Origin of the sequence: Flavobacterium reichenbachii (genome assembly GCF_002217435.1) — a bacterium.
Lineage (GTDB): Bacteria > Bacteroidota > Bacteroidia > Flavobacteriales > Flavobacteriaceae > Flavobacterium > Flavobacterium reichenbachii.
In genome coordinates, this window is sequence record NZ_MUHF01000037.1 from 92,236 (window position 1) to 112,401 (window position 20,166).

Consider the following 20,166-nt stretch of genomic DNA (forward strand, 5'->3'; position numbering starts at 1 on the left):
TGTTAATTTTTATATAATTCAGACACCTAACTGTGATATTTTTTCAGCATTTAGCTCATTAAAATGATTAATTATCAAATCTGCGGCTGACAAGTCTTGCAATTTAGAATGATGACTGTTATATCCTATGCAAAAAATACCGGCAGCTTTGGCCGCTTTAACGCCATTGGTGCTGTCTTCGATAACAATACAATTTTCTTTTGGTGCTTTTGAAAGTGAAGCTGCATGCAGAAATATTGCGGGATTTGGTTTGGACTGAGGAAAATCTTCTCCGCTTACAATATCTGTAAAATACTGATGCAGATTAAAACGTGTAAAGACACGCTCAATTGTTACTTTTGATGCAGAAGAAGCTAAAATTAACTGTATACCGCTAGCATATAAATCTTTAATCAAATCCTCGACACCTTCTAATAAATATAAGTCCGCTTTGGTATCAAAAGCATCATTAAAAATATTTCGCTTACGCTGAATCAAATCTTCAACTTCTTGTTCTACAGAAGGAAAAAAACCTTTGAGTGCCTGAAAAGTATTTCGAGTAGAAAATCCTGTAAAGGAAGTGTACATTTCTTCAGGAACTTCAATATTTAATTCCGAAAATTGGAGGTAATATGCATAACGATGAACGGGTTCTGTATCGACAATAACGCCGTCCATATCAAAAATTACTGTTTTAATCATTTTTTTTAAGGTACTAAGGTTTTAAGGCTCAAAGATCAAAGGTTTTCTGTAGAGGTGTGTTAGTTCGTGCTTTTTTGTTTACACAATTTCAGAACTTGAAACCTGAAATAAAGTAAACCTGAAACAACATTATTTCTTAAGTAGGTGACGGATTACAGTTTCAGCGACATGAAGTCCAAATAAACCCGGCATATAACTGTTTGTTCCGTAAAAAGACTTTTTGAAATTTTTTCCATCAGTTAGTTTTAAACTTTTTTCATCTTGAATTTCAGAAGAAAAAACCACTTTCAGTTTATTAATTTTTACTTCTTTCAGACGTCTTCTAATTGTTTTAGAAAAATAACAGTTTATAGTTTTAGAAATATCTGTAACCTTTACTTTAGAAGCCAGCATCTTGCCTCCCGCACCCATACTGCTTATAATTTTTACTCTTTTTCGTTTTGCGGCCATTATCAAATTCAATTTTGGCGTAATACTGTCAATACAGTCCAAAACATAATCAAAATCTGAAGAAACGATTTCAAAGGCACGCTCAGGAGAAAGAAATTCCTGTACTCGGGTTAGTTTTAATTCAGGGTTAATATCCATTAAACGATCGCCGACAATTTTGATTTTTGCTTCGCCTACGGTCGAATGCAGTGCTGGAAGTTGTCTGTTAATATTGGTAATATCTACTACATCCCCATCTACAATTGTCATACTTCCTACTCCGGCTCTTGCTAAAAACTCGGCTGCAAATGATCCAACACCACCTAAACCAACTACCAAAACATTCGAGTTTTGTAAATTTTCTAATCCTTCTTTTGTAAATAAAAGCTCGGCTCTTTCTGTCCACTCTGCCATATATATTCTTTTGTTTATTTATTGTATTTGAGTTTTTGAGATGTTTTTATTTTTTGAATACCGTTTGATAATTACTTGAAATAATACTCTGTAACTCTTTCATATTAATATTTTTATATTCTAATGCTTTATCATAAACTTCAGATATTTTTTCTTCCATAGTATCCGTTTCCAAAAAAAAGCGGTCGTTGGGAATATCTTGAAAAACAGACTTTAAATCTGGATTTTTGATCAGGTATTTTCCAAACGAAAGATAAAATCCTTCTTTTATAAGCTGCTCGGCCAATTGTTTATTTTTTGAAAATCCATGAATTATCATTGGCACAGATATTTTCATTTTCTTTTTGACAGCTGTTATTTCCTGAAAAGCAGCAACGCAATGAATTACAACAGGTTTTTTGAATTTTTCAGCTAAAGCTAACTGCTTTTCAAAAACAGTAATTTGCAGTTCCAGCGGTACTTCAATTCGTTTATCCAAACCACATTCTCCAATAGCGAGACAATTTTCACGAGATAGTTTTTCTTCGATAATTTTTAAATCAGAATCGAGTCGGCTTTTTTCTATATACCAAGGATGAATACCTATTGAATAAAATGGAACTGAATCATCAAATTTATCCGGATACTGATTTACCAGCTCTAAAACATCAGGCTGATTTGTGAAATAATGTGTATGAAAATTAAAAAAATCCATTAATGGAAAGTTTTAACTCCTGCTTTTATTTCTACTTTTAAATCATTTTCCAATGGCACAATCGGACAGGAATATTTATGGTTGTAAGCACAATACGGGTTATAAGCCTGATTAAAATCGACTGCAATAGTATTGCCTTCAGGAATTTCCAAATCAATATACCTTCCTCCTATATAGCTTTCTTTTCCGCTTGTTAAATCAGAAAAGGGAAGAAACAAGTGATTTTTATATTCTGCCTTTTTAGAAAGTTCAATATTTCTATACACATTCAGATGATACGGAACGCCATTGATTTTAAAGGTGAGAGTTCCGTATTTTATATATTTTGGAGTTCTTGTTCCTGTAGTTTTCATTTCAAACTCCTTTTCATTTACTGCCAGTTCAAGAACAGCATTTACAAAAAAGGTTTTATTGATAGGGTAAAATTCTAAAGTTTTAAAGACTTTTAAGTCCTCCTCCATCAGCGGACTTGTCTTGGGATCTGCATATTCAGAATTTATTTTCTTCTGAAAATTTTGAGCATCGCTTTTCTTAAATTTCTTTTGTGCAAAGCAAAAACTAAAAGCTAGTAATAAAACAAGAGTGGTAACTGTTTTCATCCTTAAAAATTTCTGCAAAAATAGTTCAAAAGTAACAAAACGACAACCACTTAACCGTACAAAGTTTCCTAACTTAGCAGCAAAATATCTTTTTTATAATGCTCAAAACCGCTTTAAACCATTACACAAACAATTTCAAGGGATTCTCACGAGAAATTTGGATTCTTACAATCGTTACATTTATCAATCGTGCCGGTACGATGGTACTTCCTTTTTTATCCAAGTATTTAAAAGAAGATCTTCATTTTACTTACAATCAAGTCGGATGGATTATGGTTGCTTTTGGTTTAGGATCAATGCTTGGTTCCTGGCTTGGAGGAAAATTATCTGATAAAATTGGGTTTTATAAAATAATGGTTTTTAGTTTATTTACAAGTGGCGTTTCGATGTTTTTAATACAATTTGTAACCACTTTTGAGGCGTTGTGTGTCTCAATGTTTTTATTAATGGCGATTGCCGATATGTTTCGCCCGGCTATGTTTGTTTCACTTGGCGCTTATGCCAAACCAGAAAACAGAACTCGTGCACTTACTTTGGTTCGCCTTGCCATAAACCTTGGCTTTGCAGCAGGTCCGGCTTTAGGGGGTCTTATCATTATGGGAATTGGTTATTCTGGTTTATTTTGGGTTGACGGTTCTTCTTGCATAATTTCAATTCTGATTTTTGCTCTGTTAGTTAAAGAGAAAAAGAAAATTATTCATGACGATAAAATAGAAAATGCTGCCGCGGTAAAATCAGTTTTTCATGATAAAATCTTTTGGGTTTTCTTGTTTGTCAGTTTTGTTACTGCAATGATATTCTTTCAGCTTTTTACAACTTTACCTTTATATCATAATGAAAAATTCGGATTGACCGAACTGCAAACTGGATTAATAATGACATTAAACGGTCTTATAGTATTTTCTCTTGAGATGCCTACCGTTGGTTTTATGGAAAGGAAGGGTTTTCCTAAAATTAAAATTATTATTCTCGGATCCTTTATTATGTCTTTGAGTTTCTTTTTACTTCTTATTAATATTTGGGCTGGAATATTGGTTATCAGCATGATATGCATATCTCTTGGCGAAATCCTTACCTTTCCTTTTTCTAATGCTTTTGCTTTAAGCCGTGCTCCGCGTGGTCAGGAAGGCCAATATATGGCGCTTTATACCATGAGTTTTAGTCTGGCTCATATCGTAAGTTCAAAAGTAGGCTTCGAAATTATAGCACAGCTCGGTTATCAAACCAACTGGTTTTTTATGGCCTTTATCGGAATTATTGCTACTCTCTCCTGCTTTTGGATCAAGAATGCTTTGGCGGCAGAAAATGTTTCTTAGACTTCAATAAAATTATTTAACTTTCTATACTTCAGCTTATTAATTAAATTGAAGTATCTTTCTGCTTGCATAAAATTCGATGTAAACTAAAAAAATAGTTACAAAACTACATTTATAGTTGCGTAACTAGAAAAATAGTTGTAGGTTTGAATTAAAATTAGAAAACATGCAAAAGCTCACGAACAAGGAAGAAGAAATCATGCACATTTTATGGAAGCTTAAAAAAGCATTCGTAAAAGAAGTTCAAGCCGAAATCACAGAAGACCAGCCTCATTATAACACACTTTCTACAATTATACGCAATCTTGAAGAGAAAGGATATGTAAGTCATAATGCATTTGGCAACACGCACCAGTACTACCCTATTGTAAGTATAGAAGACTACAGAAAGGGATTTATGAATTCTGCTATTGATAATTATTTTAATAGTTCTTATAAAGGAATGGTTTCTTTTTTTGCTAAAGAAGAAAAAATTTCTGCTGCAGAATTACGTGAAATTCTGGCAATGATCGAAAATCCAAAAGAAGAAAAATAGTTATTTATGGAAACACTTTTCATTTATATTGTAAAATCAAGCGGATTGTTAGTGCTGTTTTATTCTGCATATTACTTTCTTCTCCGCAAAGAAACTTTTTTTAATAGTAATAGATATTTTCTCCTTACAGGTTTAGTGACAGCTGTAATAATGCCTCTGTTAGTTTATAAGAAAATTGTGTGGGTAGATTCTGTATCAGCAAATTCCAATTTTCAGTCTATAATTCCTCAAATTATTAAAAAAGAGCACTTTCAAATTAATTGGTTCTATATTGCTGCTGGTGTTTATGCTCTTGGTTTATTGTTACTCCTTATAAAATTTGCACTGGATTTTTATAATCTTAATTCAGTTTTAAAAGGAAAAAAAATTAAACAGCAGGCCGATTTTAAATTTGTTGATGTAAATGAAAATATTGCTCCTTTCTCCTATTTTGATTATATCGTCTACAACTCATCAATGTACACAGAGGCAGAATTAGAAAGCATTATCGAACATGAAAAAGTGCACAGTGATCAAAATCATACTATAGATATATTAATTTCGAGAATTTTCTGTATCCTTTTTTGGTTCAACCCAATTAGCTGGCTCTATAAAAAAGCAATTACACAAAATCTTGAATTTATTGCCGACAGCGAAGCATCTAAAAAATTATCTGACAAAAAAGCGTATCAATACACACTTTTAAAAATAACAACACATGAAAATTGTGTTGCCATTACCAATCATTTCTATCAATCATTAATCAAAAAACGAATCGTTATGTTAAACAAAAATCAATCAAAAAAGAGAAATTCTTGGAAGTTTTACACTGTAGTACCAGCACTTGTCGCTTTTGTACTTTTGTTTCAGGTTGAAGTTATTGCCCGTGAAAAACAATTATCAAAAAAAGAAATTGCTGAAGAAAACATTAAATCTGTAGATGTTTACAAAATTAAAAAAACTACAACAGATAAAGAGCTTACCGAGGTTATAGAAAAATTGAAGGCTAACCATAATCTTGATGTATTAATTTCTGATGTAAAAAGAAATGATGCAAACGAAATCACTGCAATTAAAATTTCTGTAAAAAATGGTAAAGATCAAGCACAAGCAATGCAGTTAGGCGGCTCAAAAGCTATAAAAGACTACGGTATTGTAGTAATTACCAAAGACGATGGTTCTAAAAAAATCGACTTTAATACTAATGATTCCGCAGAAGGTGATCAAAAAGTTAAAATAGTAAAATCTAACAAAACTAAAAAAGTAAAAAACACTAAAACTGATGATGTTACTAATAAAAACAGTTACACAACTACTTACAGCAATTCTAACTCAAATAATGTAACGACATTGAGTGTACAAAACGGCAGCGACTCTAATGAAACAACTTCTGTTTCAGTTTCAAGCAAACCAAATTCTAAAATTGTGGTAAAGTCCAGCAATAATAGTAAACAATTGGTAATTGTAGATGGTGTTGTTATGCCTGCTTCTGTAGGTATGGATGACCTTGAATCCCTTGATATTTCTTCAATGGATGTCATAAGCAGTTCAAATGCAGTAGTTAAGTACGGAGAACAGGGGGAAAATGGTGTAATTGTTATTACAACCAAAAAATAAAATCAATTAAAGATAAACAAGTTATGCAGAAGCTGACGAACAAAGAAGAAGAAATCATGCACATTTTATGGAAGCTTAAAAAAGCATTTGTAAAAGAAATTCAGGCAGAGATTATCGAAGAACAGCCTCATTACAATACACTTTCTACTATTGTACGAAATTTAGAAGAAAAGGGATATGTAGGCCACAGTGCATTTGGAAACACGCATCAATACTTTCCAACTGTAAGTATAGAAGATTATAGAAAAGGCTTTATGAGTACTGCAATTGATAATTATTTTAACAGCTCTTATAAAAGTATGGTTTCATTTTTTGCTAAAGAAGAAAAAATCTCTGCAGACGAATTACGTGAAATCCTGGCTATGATCGAAAACCCAAAAGAAATAAAATAACATTCTATGGAAGCATTTTTCATTTATATCGCAAAATCTACAGGATTAATTGCCATGTTTTATTTTGCTTATTATTTTTTACTGCGCAAAGAAACATTCTTTAACAGTAGCAGATGGTTTTTATTAGCAGGATTATTAACGTCTGTACTGCTTCCGTTTGTGGTGTACACACAGATTGTCTGGATTGATCCCGCTCCTGTTGCAGATACAGTATTTCACTATAACAATAATCCAGCTTATTTACCGCAGACTTTTGAGCCTCAAAGTTTTCGAATCGACTGGAATATGGTTTCATTAGCAGTTTATATAATTGGATTTGCCGCTTTTATGCTGAAATTTGCTATAGACTTTTACAGCTTAAATTCAGTATTAAAAGGTAAAACAATAGAACAGCAGGCCGATTTTAAATTTATAGATATAAATGAAAATATTGCTCCATTTTCTTATTTTGATTACATCGTATACAACTCATCAATGTATACTCAAGCAGAATTAGAAAGTATTCTTGAACATGAAAAAGTACACAGCGACCAGTATCATACTATAGATGTATTGATTTCCAGAGTATTCTGCATTTTATTTTGGTTTAATCCTGTCATTTGGCTTTACAAAAAAGCAATACTCCAAAACCTTGAATTCATTGCCGACAGCGAGGCATCTAAAAAAATCGCTGACAAAAAAGTATATCAGTACACACTTTTAAAAATAACAACACATGAAAATTGTGTTGCAATCACCAATCATTTTTATCAATCATTAATCAAAAAACGAATTGTCATGTTAAACAAAAATCAATCAAAAAACAGCAATTACTGGAAGTACACCGCTATAATTCCAGCGCTTGGAGCCTTCATTTTATTGTTTCAAATGGAAACAATAGCACAAGAAAAAAAACAATCTCAGAAAGAAATTGTAGAAAAACAAACCAAATCTCAGGATGTTTATAAAATAAACTCTTCGACTACTGATCAGGAATTAAGTGCAATTGTAAAAAACTTAAAAACCAATCATAATGTAGACGTTGTTATTTCTGAAGTTAAGAGGAATTCAAAGAATGAATTAATCAACATTCTGGTAGAGATTCAAAAAGGTTCTGGAGAAGCTCAAACCATTCAGATCGAAGGGAATAATGCCATCAAAGAATGCAGTATAATCATTACTACTGAAAATGACGGAAGCAAAAAAATCAATTTAATTACAGAAGGACAGCCAGATGAACCAGAGGCTTTACAAAATGATATGGAAATTGTAAGCAGTCCTCCAAACGTACCAAATTCTATTACGCCTCCTAATCCACCTGCTCCGCCTGTATTTCCACAAGGACCAATGCCGCAAGTTCCAGTATCTGCATATGCTAATATGCCAAAACCACCAGTTCCTCCCGCTAATCCAAATGATAAAGCGGCTGTAAAAAAATACGATAAGGAAATGGCCGAATTTGAGAAAAAAATGGAAAACTATGAGCCAGACATGGCTTCCTTTGAAAAAGAGATAGAAGAAATCATGGAAAAACGTTCTGCTATTTTTGATAAAGAAATGGAGAAATACGAAATAGCCATGGAAAAATATAATGCTGATATGGAGAAATTCGGTCAAGATATGGAGCAAAAATTTGGATCTGACAGCGAATATTCAAAAAACATGAAAAAATACGAAATCGAAATGAGGAAGTATGAAAATCAGATGAGACAGCAGGAAAAACAGATGAGACAACAGGAAATAAAAATGAAAGAAGTCGAAAAACAAAGAATTCAATATCAAAAAGAAGTTCTTAAAAAACAGAAAGAAGAAAACCGCAGAAGCTAGAAGTATATGAAAATCATCACGCTTACAGCTTTATTGTTTTTAGTTTCTAATTTATGTCTTTGTCAAAATTTAAGTACTGACGATAAAGAAATTGAACAAAAAATTGATATATATCTTAAAGAAGTAATTAAAGTAAATGAAATTCCCGGCGCCGCACTAGCAGTAATCAAAGAAGGAAAAGTCATTTATGAAAAATATTATGGAAAAGCTTCTTTAGAAGAAAATAAACCAGTGGATAAAAACACTGGTTTTAGAATTTTTTCTACAACTAAAATAGTGACCAATGTTGGCATTTTCCAATTGATTGAAAATGGTAAACTAACGTTAGAAGATTCCATTTCAAAATATCTTTTTAATCTTCCAAAACAATGGCAGCATATAAAAGTTAAAAATTTACTTTCCCACTCCTCTGGATTACCAAATATCGTGGCATTTGAAGATATTCCGATTACTCTTCCTTATGAGAAAAGAATTGAAATTTTAGCGACAAAGCCAATGGAGTTTACAACAGGAGATGATTATCGTTATAATCAGACCAATTATTTATTTTTGACTAAGATTATAGAAAAAATAACGGGTTTGAGTTTTGATAATTACATTTTGCAGAATCAATTTTCCGATGTTAAATCTGGTATTCGTTTTTCATCAGATGCGAATGATATCTTTTCTAATGGAGGCATCCGATATACTTATAATATTAAAACTAAAAAATACGAAAAAGGTACACTAAATTTTGGCATCGACGCTCACTCTGCTAACGGATTAGTAATTTCTCTTCCTGAGTTTATTCGCTGGAACGAAAATCTTGATAAAAATTTTTATCTAAATAACGAAACCAAAAATGAAATGTGGAAACCTTTTCAGTATAAAAACTATAAAGGTAATTTTGCATACGGATGGGAAATTTACACGCTGAATAATCTTCCTTCTTTCGGATTTACTGGTGGTAATGAAACTGCGTTTAGAAAATTTGCAGGCAGAGATATGACTATTATATTTTTATCAAACGGTCATAAATACGCTGACCTTTACATACAGTCGCAGGTCATTAATCATGTGGCTGGAATTGTCGATAAAAATTTTGCTGATGACCGTTTTCTAAAAAATGAAAAAATAAATTATGATTTTTTGACATTGAAAATCCAAAAAGCAACACAAAATTATCTTGCAGTAAAAAATAATCATCCGGACTGGAATTTTGAATATAGACTTAATGCAATCGGTAATACGCTTATGAATCATGGCAGATTACAGGATGCAATCAAAATTTTCGAACTTAATGCCAGAGAAAATCCTGCATCTGGAAATGCTTTTGATAGTCTTGCTGAGGGATATTTTAACAACAATCAATTGGAACTTTCTAAACAGAATTATCAAAAAGCGTTAACACTTTTGCCAGAAAATAAAAATGCAAAAGAAATGATTGAAAAGATTAATAAGCTGCTTGCTGTAAAGTCTTAAAACAATGTGTTGTACTAAATATATTCTAATGAGAACGAAAATTTTAATCCCATTACTTTGCTTTTCGCTTTTTGCTTTTTCACAGCAAAAAAACGGATCTCTTACAGATCAGGAAATTATAGCGTCTATGGATAAAAATGCTGCTGCTTTGTCGCAAAAATCAAAAGCTAATTCTGTATCTATTGGCATTGTTAAAGATGGAAAAACATATACCAGACATTACGGAGAAATAGACAAAGGAAAAGGCAATACAGCCACGGACAATACTCTTTTTGAAGTAGCTTCTATAACAAAATTATTTACTGGATTATTAACTGCCCAAGCTGTTGTGGAAGGAAAAATTAATCCTGAGGATGATATCAGAAAGTATATTACCGGCTCTTATCCGAACTTAGAATATCAAGGAAATCCAATCCGTATAAAAGATTTAGTTTCTTTTAGAACGGGATTCAGCCACGATCTTCCTGACAATGAAGAGCTAAGAAAGAATCGTAATGATTCTAGTTATCTTGCTTTCAAAAAAATGGATGACTCATACAGCAGAGCGTTTTTTTTTGAAGATCTCAAGAAAATGAAATTAGACACCTTACCTGGTACTAAGTTTAAATACAGCAATGGAAGTCTTCATCTTACAGCACATATTTTAGAAAACGTTTACCATAAGAGTTATGAAACATTGCTGCAAGAAAATATCTTTTCTAAATTAAGTCTAAATTCCACCATTCTCAACGCCAAACCAAATACAGTAATTGCCAATGGATATGATGGAAGAAATGTTTTGATGCCAAATTTATCAGATAATTTATGGGGAGCTGCGGGCTGCATAAAATCAACGCTGAAAGATTTGACTAAATTTATTACTTACGAATGTTCTAAAAACAAAATTGTTACAGAATCACAACGCAATGTTTTAAACAGTGACCAAACCTGGAACGGTTATTTCTGGGATTATGTTCAGGTTGACGGTAATGGAGAAAATTTTTGGAAACATGGCGGGGCTTTTGGCACACAAAATATGATGCTTATATATCCCGAACGTAAAATAGGAATATCGGTTATTGTAAACATTAGTGACGAAAAAACATCAAATGAATTGGGAGCGGCAATCGTAAGTTTAGCATCGGATATTTTAACAGAGAAAAAACTCAAGAAGGGAATCTACGGTTACAAACTAACTTCTGATGCTGTAATTTTTACTTATAAACACGATACTACGCTAAATCCTGATTTGGTTAAAAGTGTTTCTCTGGCTGGAACTTTTGATAATTGGAATCCCGAAGATCAAAAATATCAGATGGTTCGAAAAAATAAAAATACTTTTGAATTGTCAGTACCTAAAAGTCATTTTAGCAAAGATAAGGTTAACATGTTTAAATTTGTCATTAATAAATCGGGCTGGGTCAAGGCTCCAGACAATGCCTCAAACATAGAAAAAGGCGGTGATCAAAATTTAATTATTGTAATTTAGATTTGCAGGAAAATATAATACTAAAAAGACTTTGCTTAATATGCAAGGTCTTTTTTTTATCTTTGAAAAAAATCAACTGATATGTTCAAAATTTTAGCCAAAATTAATAAGATTCTCCTGCCTAGTTTCACCAAACAAGGTCTTGATATTGCTAAAGCAAAAAAATGGCAGATGGCCATCATTGGATATCGTGCTTATGTAACCAAACGCGCTCTTGACTAAAATTTTATTAATGATTACAGATGAAAAATGTAATCATTAATAAATATTTAATCTTACTTAATCATAATAACATATTATGATTACTTATTTGTAGTTTTGTTTCTCAGCCAAAACTTTTATGAAAAACAAAATATTCAATATCCCTCCTGTTCCTGCAGTATTATTATCCATTTTAAGTGTACAGTGCGGGGCAGCAATTGCTAAAACTTTATTTCCTGCACTTGGTGCAGCCGGAACCGCTTCTATCAGAATCGGAATATCTGCTTTAATACTTCTGCTGGCTTATCGTCCAAATTTTTCTAAAATTACAAGACAACAATGGAAAATTGTTATTCCTTACGGACTTTCTTTAGGCGCAATGAATCTCATTTTCTATTTTGCAATCGAAAGAATTCCTATTGGGCTTGCTGTTACATTAGAATTTGTTGGTCCTTTATTGGTAGCAATATTTGGCTCAAAACGTCTTATAGATTACTGCTGGGTTATTCTGGCTGCTGCTGGAATTGTCTTGATTGCGCCATGGTCAAATACCCGGATTGATTCATTAGGTGTTCTGTTTGCACTTCTAGCAGGAGCACTTTGGGCTGCTTATATTATTTTAGGCGGAAAAATATCAAAGATTATGAACGATGGTCAGGCTGTATCAACAGGAATGGTTTTTGCAGCACTTTTAATTCTACCTTTTGGCTTTTACGAAAACGGTTTAATCAATCTTACGCCTAAGTTATTTGGTTTAGGAATTGCTTTGGCGCTTTTATCTAGTGCAATTCCGTTTACGTTAGAAATGAAAGCACTAGGACAGCTACCGCCAAGAACATTTAGCATTTTAATGAGTCTAGAGCCAGCAGCGGCTTCTATTTGTGCCTTTATATTCTTGCAGGAAAAACTTAATTTTTATGAGATATTAGCCGTAATATGTGTAATTGCAGCTTCGGCAGGATCAACACTTACAGCTAAAAAATAATTATATAATTATAAAAAAAGTCCTGTGCAATACAGGACTTTTTTTTGATCGCAGGATATTTAATTTTGATTACTTTTTTGGTAGTAATACTGCATCAATTACATGAATCACACCATTTGACTGATTTACATCTGCAATTGTCACTTTAGATTTGTTACCATTCTCATCGCTTATGTACAAGTCTTTTCCTTTCATCCAAGCTGTTAGAGTACCTCCGCTAACTGTTTTAAGAATTGCTTTTCCTTTACCAATTTTAATTGCTTTTGCAATATCAGAAGCATTCATTTTTCCAGCTACAACATGATATGTTAAGATAGTTTGAAGCATCTTTTTATTTTCTGGTTTAAGTAATGTCTCCACAGTCCCTGCAGGAAGTTTGTCAAATGCAGCATTTGTAGGAGCGAAAACTGTAAAAGGTCCTTTTCCTTGTAATGTTTCAACTAATCCAGCCGCTTTTACAGCTGCTACCAAAGTTGTATGGTCTTTTGAATTTACAGCGTTCTCAATAATATTTTTGTCTGGATACATTGCTGCTCCACCAACCATTACAGTTTTTTGTGCGTTTGAGGTAAATGCAAATCCTAAGGCTAAAAATGCTGCTGCTAAAAATTTTCTAGTTTTCATAATTAATATTTTTAAGTTATAAGCTCATTTACGCTGTAATAATTGTTTTGGTTTTATGAATAAAATAATTTTATTGATTTATTTTGTAAAAACCCTTAAAATAAAGATGTTAAGAGGAATTTTATTTATTTTTTTTCTCATATCATAAATTCTTAATAATGTAGTTTTTATTATTATCATCTTTTTTTATTCTATCGAAAGTAATAATCCATGTCAAAAATAAAATTTTTGACATCTGAAATTATTTTTAGAATGGAATAACATTTTACAAAATTAAAATGTATTAAAGCTCGGAAGAGTAAAAATTGGCTTTTGAATAAGTCCTTTTGAAGTAAAAAAATAAGAGGAAACCGAAGTTTCCTCTTAAAAAAGAACTGTTATAAAAAATTTCTTGCCTTAGAAAGGCTTATGAAAAAACCTATACAAAGATCATGAAATTAGAGACATAAAAACTACCCCAATTCATCTATAAACTAACAGAATAAGGTATAATTGCGTAATTTTAAAAGATTTTAAAAGATATTAGTAATGATTTTAAATTTAAAAAAATAATTTCATTTCTCATTCGAAAGCTGTAAAATAGATACTTTTCAAAATACACCTTCAAAAATTTTTAATCCTATTTTAGTGAGGACAATATTTCTAATTTTATGCAAAAACACTTACTTAAAAAGGTCTTAAATAAAAAAAGAGAATTCAGTACTGAATTCTCTTTTTTTATTTTTTATTCTAATTACTAAAATGGATAATAAACTCAGAACGTCTATTAAGCTGATGTTCTGCTTCAGAACAATTCACACCATTTGAACATTTGTTAAGTAATTGCGTTTCACCATATCCTATTCCAGTAACGCGTTCCGCACTAATACCATGACTTACAATATAATCAACTGTTGCTTTAGCTCTATTTTCAGAGAGTTTCATATTAAAGTCATCACGTCCTCTGCTATCTGTATGAGAATTGACTACTACCGAAATTGTAGAACGGGTTCTCATTAATTCAACTACTTTATCAAGCTCTGCTTTAGAGGATTCTCTAATTTTGTAACCATTGTAATCAAAATAAATTGGTTTTAAGTTTAACGATTTAACCAGATCGTCTTGATTCTTAAGTGTAACTAAATCTCCATCTACCATCACTTCTCTTTCATTTACAAATTCAAATGAATATTCTCTTTTCTCTACAGGTTTAAACGGTGGTGCAATTTGAATCTTATCTGCTATACCAGTTTTTTTGTAAACTAATTTGTAATCTTTATAAGATTCTAATTCAGCAGTATATTTCCCATCTTTTCCACTATAAACTGTATTTACAATTTCATCTGCTGCATTATAAATTTCTACTGCTATACCTTCAATTGGCTGTCCAGTTGTAAATTTCAAAGTACCAAAAACTATTGGGTGATAATTAAAATCAAAAGTTACAGGTTTATTTTCTGTAAAACCATAAATATCATCATTTCCATCTCTATTTGATGAGAAATAACCTTTTTTGGTATCACCTTGAATGCCATAAGCAAAATCATCTGAACTTGTATTTACACCATCACCTAAATTTACGACATGATATATTCCTTTCTCATCTTTAACCGCTGCAAAGACATCAAGTCCTCCTAGTCCAGGATGCCCGTCTGAAGAAAAATACAATATTCCGGATGAATCAACAAATGGATATGTTTCTCTGCCGGGAGTATTTATTTCATCACCCAGTTTAGTTATATCATTTCCGACATAGCCGTTTTTATTAAGACTAACGACATAAAGATCTGAATTACCAAATGAATTATTTCGATCAGAAACAAAATATAGTTCACTTTCATCAGCACTAAGTGCTGGATGTGCAGAAGAAAATCCATCACTATTTACAGGATATCCCAGCTCTTTTACATTTTTCCACTCTCCATCAATATTTTGAGCAGAGTAAATTTTTAAATAAGTAGTTCCTTTTTTGTCTTCTCCCAATTTACCTTCAATATAATTATTTCGGGTAAAAAACATTGTTTTACCATCTTTCGTAATTGTTGGGGTACTTTGATGATATCTCGTATTTACCTCACCTTTTAGAAGAACCGGATTTTGAAGACCGCCATCTGTACTAATATCAGCAGTGTAAAGCTTTAAAAATGATTTGTCGTTCCAGCTGTGTTTGCGTTTAATAATTACACCTGTGTCTTTTGCTGATGTATAAATTACTTTATCTTTACCATAAAAAGAAGAGCCAAAATCCGAAAAAGGAGAATTAATCCCTACTGCACTAAAAGTATATCGGCCAGACTGTTTTTGAATAGCGTCCAACAGCTTTTGTTCATTCCAATCATTGCTCAAATCTTTCTTGTCTGATTTTGCATAATACTTTTTTATTATTGCTTCAGACTCTTTATATTGCTGACTGTTGTTTAAAGCCTGAGCATATCTAAAGTAATACTCTGGGGTCACTGATGAATTTACTATTTTTGAATAGCATTTTACTGCTTCCGGATACTTACCATTATAATAATAACAGTCACCTAATTTAGTATAAACTTCAATAGAATTATTGCCTTTAGCAATTAATTCTTCGTATAATTTTGCAGCCTCAATAAAAGCAAACTTTTGGTAAGCTTCATTTGCTTTCTCTATTTTTTTATCTTGTGCTTGTATTTTACCGATATTCATTATAGTGATCATCAGCAAAATAAAAACAATATTTATTTTTTTATATAGCATCATATTTTGTATTAATCATTATTAGAAGAATCTTGGAGTAACTAATCTATATTTAGTATTAGAAAACAAATCAAAACGAAGGAAGATTTCGTGCGAACCAGAATTATAGTTACCAATTTCCTGAGTATCATAATCATAAGCATATCCAACATTCATTCCTTGTGTAACCTGAAAACCAGCCATTGCGCTAACTGCAGCATCCCATCTGTAAGCGGCTCCTAAAGTCAGTTTATCATTGATTAAAAAGTTAGCTGATAAATCAACTGCTAAGGGTGCACCATTAGTCAATTTGATCATAGCTGCAGGCTTAAATTTCAAATTGTCATTTATGTCAAACACATATCCACCCATTGCATAAAAATGCATTCTTTGTGAGGCTACAGATACCCTTACGTCATTATCAAATTTAGTTTCTAAAAGCATTGGTACAGATAAACCTGCATACCACTTATCGGAATGAAAATAAGCTCCAGCTCCTACATTTGGAGATATTTTTGACAGTGTCCCAGTCAAAAATGGATCGTCTTGATCGTATGTATTAAGTTTATTGTAATCAACATTGATAAAATTTAATCCTCCACTCACTCCTAACGATAATTTTGTAGTGGCAGAAAGCTGAATTGGATAAGAATAACTCAACATAAGATTTGTTTCTTCAGAAGGACCAATCTTATCATTGGTTATGGAAAGACCTATGCCCTGCCCGTTTTGGCTTATAGGAGTATCAATAGAAAGGTTAGCTGTTTTTGGAGCTCCATCAAGCCCTACCCATTGTGTTCTGTACAGTCCAAAAATACTTGGTATCGAACGCGTACCGGTATACCCCGGATTTATCGTCATGGTATTGTACATGTATTGTGTATACTGAGATTCTTGCTGAGCGGAAGCTTCAAAGATTCCTACAAACAATATCATCAATATATATAAAGAATTTTTCATTATTTCTATTTATTTTATTATTATAAAATTTTTGATAGTTATTGATTATTTATATATAGATAACCTGATTTTTCAAAACCTTTGGTACCATTGCTATATTTCAGAATATAGAAATAAGTTCCTGTAGGAAGTTTTTCTCCTCTGTTTATCGTTGCACGACCATCTGAATAACCTCTAAACATTACATCACTTTCATTGTATGATTTTGCACTATAAACTTTTACACCCCAGCGGTTATAAATCTCAACTTCATTATCCGGATATTTATCAATCCCTTTAATAAGAAAACTATCATTTTTACCATCTCCATTTGGAGAAATACCATTATACACTATTAAGTCATCAGGTGGTGGTGGAGTTTTCTTTACTATAGCCATTGTAAAAATTCCATAACCGCTAACTTGAGAAGTTAATAAATTAGAATAAGTTTCTCCCGTCGCAGCATCACTCACAAGACCTCCTTCGTTTATCCATTTTCCTTTAGATTCGTCCCAGCGCACAATTGCTACTTGTGTGTCTGGAGTAAAAAAATCTGACGGCGTTACTCCTTCACGCATAGTTAGGCTTAATACGATCTTATTGGCTTCACCTTTACTGTCCTTTGTTACATTCCAATATTCTTTGTCATTTATAAATAATATGGATTCCTCCTTAAGATTATGATCATGAATCTTTGCAGAATTTTTATAAAAATATTGTGTTGTATATACTTTACTGCTATCTCTTGCCGCATGGTAAGAAGGCCTGAAATACAATGAATCACCAACAGGAAATTCAAATTCTTTCTGTCCTTGCTTTTCTACTTTACCATCTACAAAACTTAAATCACTTGCTTTTAAATGAGTTGCATTCTCTTTAAAAATAACTTTACCATCATAGCTGTCAGCGTTTATAATTCCTTTATTAAATTCAGCCACACTATGGACAGAAATTTTTCCTCCCAAATGAAATGGCACTTTATTCTTACCATTTTCAAAAAGTACATTTTGAAAATCTGAAATTTTTGTACCTTCAATTATTTGTTCTTCTTTACCAACGAAAAAAGTTTTTCCTACTAATGTCGAATCATAAGAAACTTTACCATCATTATTCCAGTTTTCAAAAGCATACACCAATCCATCATTAATAAATTTCCCGGTGGTTTTATTATTATAATCCATGTTTATAGATAATATAGTAGCTTTATTCACTTGCACATCTCCTTCATTAGAAAACTGAGCGTGAGTATTTTGCGATGTGCAAAACATAATAACAAAAGCTAAACCAGACTTTTTTACTGTTTTATATAAGTTGTTTTTTTTCATAATTATAGAAATTTTTAGTTCTATTTATAGTGCAAAATTATCTCTATAATAAAAGTCAATTACCCCTTAAAAGTCATTTGAATATTAAAATAAGGTCATTTACAGAAAGTATATTTCACTGGAATAAGCAGCGTTAAAATCTAAAAACCAACATATTGCGATACTAAAGTTTGGTTTTCATATTTACGTATATGTTATTGAGAGTGTTAGTAAACAGAAGTTAAAAGTTTATTATGCGACGGCTTTTAGAATTTAATTTCCTTTTTTTTGTACAAAAAAAATCCCGATAAAACTTATCGGGATTTTTTATTAATTTAATATGATTTAAATATCCTTAAAGTTTCCTTTTAGGATGGAGAAATTATTATCTGCAATCTGTTGATAATAGATTGTCAATAAGATATTTTGATTACTTTTTATTTAAAACTAATTTTTCCAATTTCTCAAGACGCTCATTTAAAGATTTTATTTCATTATCTTTAATTTCTAATTGTTTTTTCTGCTCAATTGCGTGCAGGTAAAGTTCTTCCGTTTTCTCTAATAGCTGAACTGATAATTCAGAAACATTAAACATATAACCTTCGTTTGTCTTTTCCAATTCATTTATTGGAGTGATTCCTGGTAAATGCTTATTTTCTTTAATAAACGCATCAACATCTGACAATGATTTAAATTTGTAATCAGCTTTTATGTCAGAAAATCCTTGGAAATAATCTTCAAAAACATAATCTGCGTAGTATGAATTTGTTGTTGTTATGGCACCGTTCACTCTTAATTTTTCATTTGGCAATGCAGATGGTGCTGTAAAAGTACCTCCGCCAATTCCAACCCAGCCTCTAAAATAGATTTGTCCATTTGTGTCGTTAGTTAAACTGTTTGCTCCAGTAGTTGAACCTGATTTAAACCAAGGTTCAGTCTGAGTTGGATCAAAAGGTATTTTTTTCCCATTTGAAGTAACCACTGTTTCTGTTTGCGCCATCATGAATCCACTTTGGATTAATAATAACATACCTAATATTTTTTTCATTTTTATACTTATTTTAAAAAGATTTATTTATTAAAATCATAATTATAGGGGCCGTCATACTATCTATAGCTGCACAGCATTTTTCAGCCCCCATTATATTAAATACTATTTTAAATAATCTATTATTATATTATCATTAACTATTAAATCATAAGATCCATTATTAGCTGAAATGTAAGTAACTACCTTGCCCACTACAGAAATTGCATCTTTATCTATGCGAACTCCATTGATGTATAACTTCACCTTAGATTGTGATGATGGTGTAAATGTTAACGTAAAAGTACTTTGCGCTGCTGTATTCACAGTAAATTCATCTATTTCCTGCTGTGGAATAGCAACATTTACTTTATATGGGTCGGCAATAGTACCAGTTCCATCAATAATTACATTTGTTCCAGCTTCAGTTTTTCCGCCAATACCATCTGCTCCTGTAGCTCCGGTTGCTCCTGTTATACTTGCTATAAAGGCTGCTCCATCTTTTCCATTATTACCCGGAAGTTCTTTCCAAGTATCAAACGCTGATTTACCATCTGCTCCGGTTGCTCCAGTTGCTCCTGTTATGCTTGCTATAAAGGCTGCTCCGTCTTTTCCATTATTGCCAGGAAGTTCTTTCCAAGTATCAAACGCTGATTTACCATCTGCTCCGGTTGCTCCAATTGCTCCTGCAATACCATCTGCTCCTGTAGCTCCAGTTGCTCCTGCAATACCATCTGCTCCTGTAGCTCCGGTTGCCCCTGTTATGCTTGCTATAAAAGCCGCTCCGTCTTTTCCATTATTACCAGGAAGTTCTTTCCAAGTATCAAACGCTGATTCACCATCTGCTCCTGTAGCTCCGGTTGCTCCTGCAATACCATCTGCTCCTGTAGCTCCAGTTGCTCCTGTTATACTTGCTATAAAGGCTGCTCCATCTTTTCCATTATTACCCGGAAGTTCTTTCCAAGTATCAAACGCTGATTTACCATCTGCTCCGGTTGCTCCAGTTGCTC

18 protein-coding genes and 1 pseudogene are annotated in these 20,166 nt (G+C 32.2%); 9 read left to right on the forward strand and 10 right to left on the reverse strand.

The window, feature by feature from the left end; genetic code table 11:
• Positions 1–18: 18 nt before the first annotated feature.
• The 4 genes from B0A68_RS23460 to B0A68_RS23475 all read right to left on the reverse strand — a co-directional run bounded on the left by B0A68_RS23460 (position 19) and on the right by B0A68_RS23475 (position 2,817).
• A complete protein-coding gene (locus B0A68_RS23460) occupies positions 19–681 on the reverse strand; it encodes an HAD family hydrolase (RefSeq protein WP_035681305.1) in 663 nt (220 codons plus the stop codon).
• A 129-nt stretch (positions 682–810) separates the two neighbouring features.
• Positions 811–1,524: a tRNA threonylcarbamoyladenosine dehydratase gene (locus B0A68_RS23465; protein ID WP_035681307.1), complete on the reverse strand. Its 714-nt coding sequence runs from the start codon at positions 1,522–1,524 to the stop codon at positions 811–813.
• Positions 1,525–1,570: 46 nt separating this feature from the next.
• Positions 1,571–2,218: a TatD family hydrolase gene (locus tag B0A68_RS23470; RefSeq protein WP_035681310.1), complete on the reverse strand. Its 648-nt coding sequence runs from the start codon at positions 2,216–2,218 to the stop codon at positions 1,571–1,573.
• Positions 2,218–2,817, reverse strand: a complete 600-nt coding sequence (locus B0A68_RS23475; protein ID WP_035681312.1) for a DUF1684 domain-containing protein — start codon at positions 2,815–2,817, stop codon at positions 2,218–2,220. The genes B0A68_RS23470 and B0A68_RS23475 overlap by 1 nt, the downstream gene beginning before the upstream one ends.
• Positions 2,818–2,915: 98 nt before the next feature.
• Here B0A68_RS23475 and B0A68_RS23480 point away from each other — a divergent pair, with 98 nt between their 5' ends.
• The 9 genes from B0A68_RS23480 to B0A68_RS23520 all read left to right on the forward strand — a co-directional run bounded on the left by B0A68_RS23480 (position 2,916) and on the right by B0A68_RS23520 (position 12,577).
• Entirely contained in the window at positions 2,916–4,133 is a 1,218-nt protein-coding gene (locus tag B0A68_RS23480) for an MDR family MFS transporter (protein ID WP_035681314.1), read from the forward strand.
• 166 nt (positions 4,134–4,299) lie between these two features.
• On the forward strand, positions 4,300–4,668 hold the full coding sequence (locus B0A68_RS23485) for a BlaI/MecI/CopY family transcriptional regulator (RefSeq protein ID WP_035681317.1): 369 nt from the start codon (positions 4,300–4,302) through the stop codon (positions 4,666–4,668).
• 6 nt (positions 4,669–4,674) lie between these two features.
• A complete protein-coding gene (locus tag B0A68_RS23490; protein ID WP_035681319.1) occupies positions 4,675–6,264 on the forward strand; it encodes a M56 family metallopeptidase in 1,590 nt (529 codons plus the stop codon).
• Positions 6,265–6,287: 23 nt separating this feature from the next.
• Positions 6,288–6,656 carry a BlaI/MecI/CopY family transcriptional regulator gene (locus tag B0A68_RS23495; protein WP_035681321.1) on the forward strand — a complete coding sequence of 123 codons (369 nt, stop codon included), beginning with the start codon at positions 6,288–6,290 and terminating at the stop codon, positions 6,654–6,656.
• A gap of 6 nt (positions 6,657–6,662) precedes the next feature.
• Positions 6,663–8,462, forward strand: a complete 1,800-nt coding sequence (locus tag B0A68_RS23500) for a M56 family metallopeptidase (protein WP_035681323.1) — start codon at positions 6,663–6,665, stop codon at positions 8,460–8,462.
• A gap of 6 nt (positions 8,463–8,468) precedes the next feature.
• Positions 8,469–9,923 carry a serine hydrolase domain-containing protein gene (locus B0A68_RS23505; protein ID WP_035681326.1) on the forward strand — a complete coding sequence of 485 codons (1,455 nt, stop codon included), beginning with the start codon at positions 8,469–8,471 and terminating at the stop codon, positions 9,921–9,923.
• A 28-nt stretch (positions 9,924–9,951) separates the two neighbouring features.
• A complete protein-coding gene (locus B0A68_RS23510) occupies positions 9,952–11,391 on the forward strand; it encodes a serine hydrolase (protein ID WP_051892440.1) in 1,440 nt (479 codons plus the stop codon).
• Positions 11,392–11,472: 81 nt separating this feature from the next.
• Positions 11,473–11,613: a hypothetical protein gene (locus B0A68_RS23515; protein WP_035681328.1), complete on the forward strand. Its 141-nt coding sequence runs from the start codon at positions 11,473–11,475 to the stop codon at positions 11,611–11,613.
• Positions 11,614–11,731: 118 nt separating this feature from the next.
• Positions 11,732–12,577: an EamA family transporter gene (locus B0A68_RS23520; RefSeq protein ID WP_089069794.1), complete on the forward strand. Its 846-nt coding sequence runs from the start codon at positions 11,732–11,734 to the stop codon at positions 12,575–12,577.
• Between the two features lie 69 nt (positions 12,578–12,646).
• On the opposite strand, the gene B0A68_RS23525 is transcribed toward B0A68_RS23520, so the two are convergent.
• The 6 genes and pseudogenes from B0A68_RS23525 to B0A68_RS24585 form a co-directional block, all read right to left on the reverse strand.
• The gene (locus B0A68_RS23525; protein ID WP_089069795.1) at positions 12,647–13,201 is read right to left on the reverse strand and encodes a fasciclin domain-containing protein; all 555 of its coding nucleotides are present in this window, start codon (positions 13,199–13,201) and stop codon (positions 12,647–12,649) included.
• A gap of 729 nt (positions 13,202–13,930) precedes the next feature.
• Positions 13,931–15,910: an OmpA family protein gene (locus tag B0A68_RS23530; RefSeq protein WP_089069796.1), complete on the reverse strand. Its 1,980-nt coding sequence runs from the start codon at positions 15,908–15,910 to the stop codon at positions 13,931–13,933.
• An 18-nt stretch (positions 15,911–15,928) separates the two neighbouring features.
• Complete coding sequence (locus tag B0A68_RS23535; protein WP_089069797.1) at positions 15,929–16,846, reverse strand: PorP/SprF family type IX secretion system membrane protein; 918 nt, start codon at positions 16,844–16,846, stop codon at positions 15,929–15,931.
• A gap of 38 nt (positions 16,847–16,884) precedes the next feature.
• Complete coding sequence (locus B0A68_RS23540; protein ID WP_089069798.1) at positions 16,885–18,150, reverse strand: gliding motility-associated C-terminal domain-containing protein; 1,266 nt, start codon at positions 18,148–18,150, stop codon at positions 16,885–16,887.
• A 409-nt stretch (positions 18,151–18,559) separates the two neighbouring features.
• Positions 18,560–19,177, reverse strand: a complete 618-nt coding sequence (locus B0A68_RS23545; RefSeq protein ID WP_207763286.1) for a hypothetical protein — start codon at positions 19,175–19,177, stop codon at positions 18,560–18,562.
• A gap of 105 nt (positions 19,178–19,282) precedes the next feature.
• Positions 19,283–20,166: pseudogene (locus B0A68_RS24585) on the reverse strand (hypothetical protein); the annotation flags it as partial.

Excerpts from the sequence above, each read along its gene's own strand:
- B0A68_RS23510 (WP_051892440.1), top strand. The coding sequence starts at position 9,952 with ATGAGAACGAAAATTTTAATCCCATTACTTTGCTTTTCGCTTTTTGCT.
- B0A68_RS23525 (WP_089069795.1), bottom strand. The coding sequence starts at position 13,201 with ATGAAAACTAGAAAATTTTTAGCAGCAGCATTTTTAGCCTTAGGATTT.
- B0A68_RS23535 (WP_089069797.1), bottom strand. The coding sequence starts at position 16,846 with ATGAAAAATTCTTTATATATATTGATGATATTGTTTGTAGGAATCTTT.
- B0A68_RS23520 (WP_089069794.1), top strand. The coding sequence starts at position 11,732 with ATGAAAAACAAAATATTCAATATCCCTCCTGTTCCTGCAGTATTATTA.
- B0A68_RS23540 (WP_089069798.1), bottom strand. The coding sequence starts at position 18,150 with ATGAAAAAAAACAACTTATATAAAACAGTAAAAAAGTCTGGTTTAGCT.
- B0A68_RS23505 (WP_035681326.1), top strand. The coding sequence starts at position 8,469 with ATGAAAATCATCACGCTTACAGCTTTATTGTTTTTAGTTTCTAATTTA.
- B0A68_RS23500 (WP_035681323.1), top strand. The coding sequence starts at position 6,663 with ATGGAAGCATTTTTCATTTATATCGCAAAATCTACAGGATTAATTGCC.
- B0A68_RS23495 (WP_035681321.1), top strand. The coding sequence starts at position 6,288 with ATGCAGAAGCTGACGAACAAAGAAGAAGAAATCATGCACATTTTATGG.
- B0A68_RS23460 (WP_035681305.1), bottom strand. The coding sequence starts at position 681 with ATGATTAAAACAGTAATTTTTGATATGGACGGCGTTATTGTCGATACA.
- B0A68_RS23485 (WP_035681317.1), top strand. The coding sequence starts at position 4,300 with ATGCAAAAGCTCACGAACAAGGAAGAAGAAATCATGCACATTTTATGG.
- B0A68_RS23475 (WP_035681312.1), bottom strand. The coding sequence starts at position 2,817 with ATGAAAACAGTTACCACTCTTGTTTTATTACTAGCTTTTAGTTTTTGC.
- B0A68_RS23545 (WP_207763286.1), bottom strand. The coding sequence starts at position 19,177 with ATGAAAAAAATATTAGGTATGTTATTATTAATCCAAAGTGGATTCATG.
- B0A68_RS23470 (WP_035681310.1), bottom strand. The coding sequence starts at position 2,218 with ATGGATTTTTTTAATTTTCATACACATTATTTCACAAATCAGCCTGAT.
- B0A68_RS23490 (WP_035681319.1), top strand. The coding sequence starts at position 4,675 with ATGGAAACACTTTTCATTTATATTGTAAAATCAAGCGGATTGTTAGTG.
- B0A68_RS23515 (WP_035681328.1), top strand. The coding sequence starts at position 11,473 with ATGTTCAAAATTTTAGCCAAAATTAATAAGATTCTCCTGCCTAGTTTC.
- B0A68_RS23465 (WP_035681307.1), bottom strand. The coding sequence starts at position 1,524 with ATGGCAGAGTGGACAGAAAGAGCCGAGCTTTTATTTACAAAAGAAGGA.
- B0A68_RS23480 (WP_035681314.1), top strand. The coding sequence starts at position 2,916 with ATGCTCAAAACCGCTTTAAACCATTACACAAACAATTTCAAGGGATTC.
- B0A68_RS23530 (WP_089069796.1), bottom strand. The coding sequence starts at position 15,910 with ATGATGCTATATAAAAAAATAAATATTGTTTTTATTTTGCTGATGATC.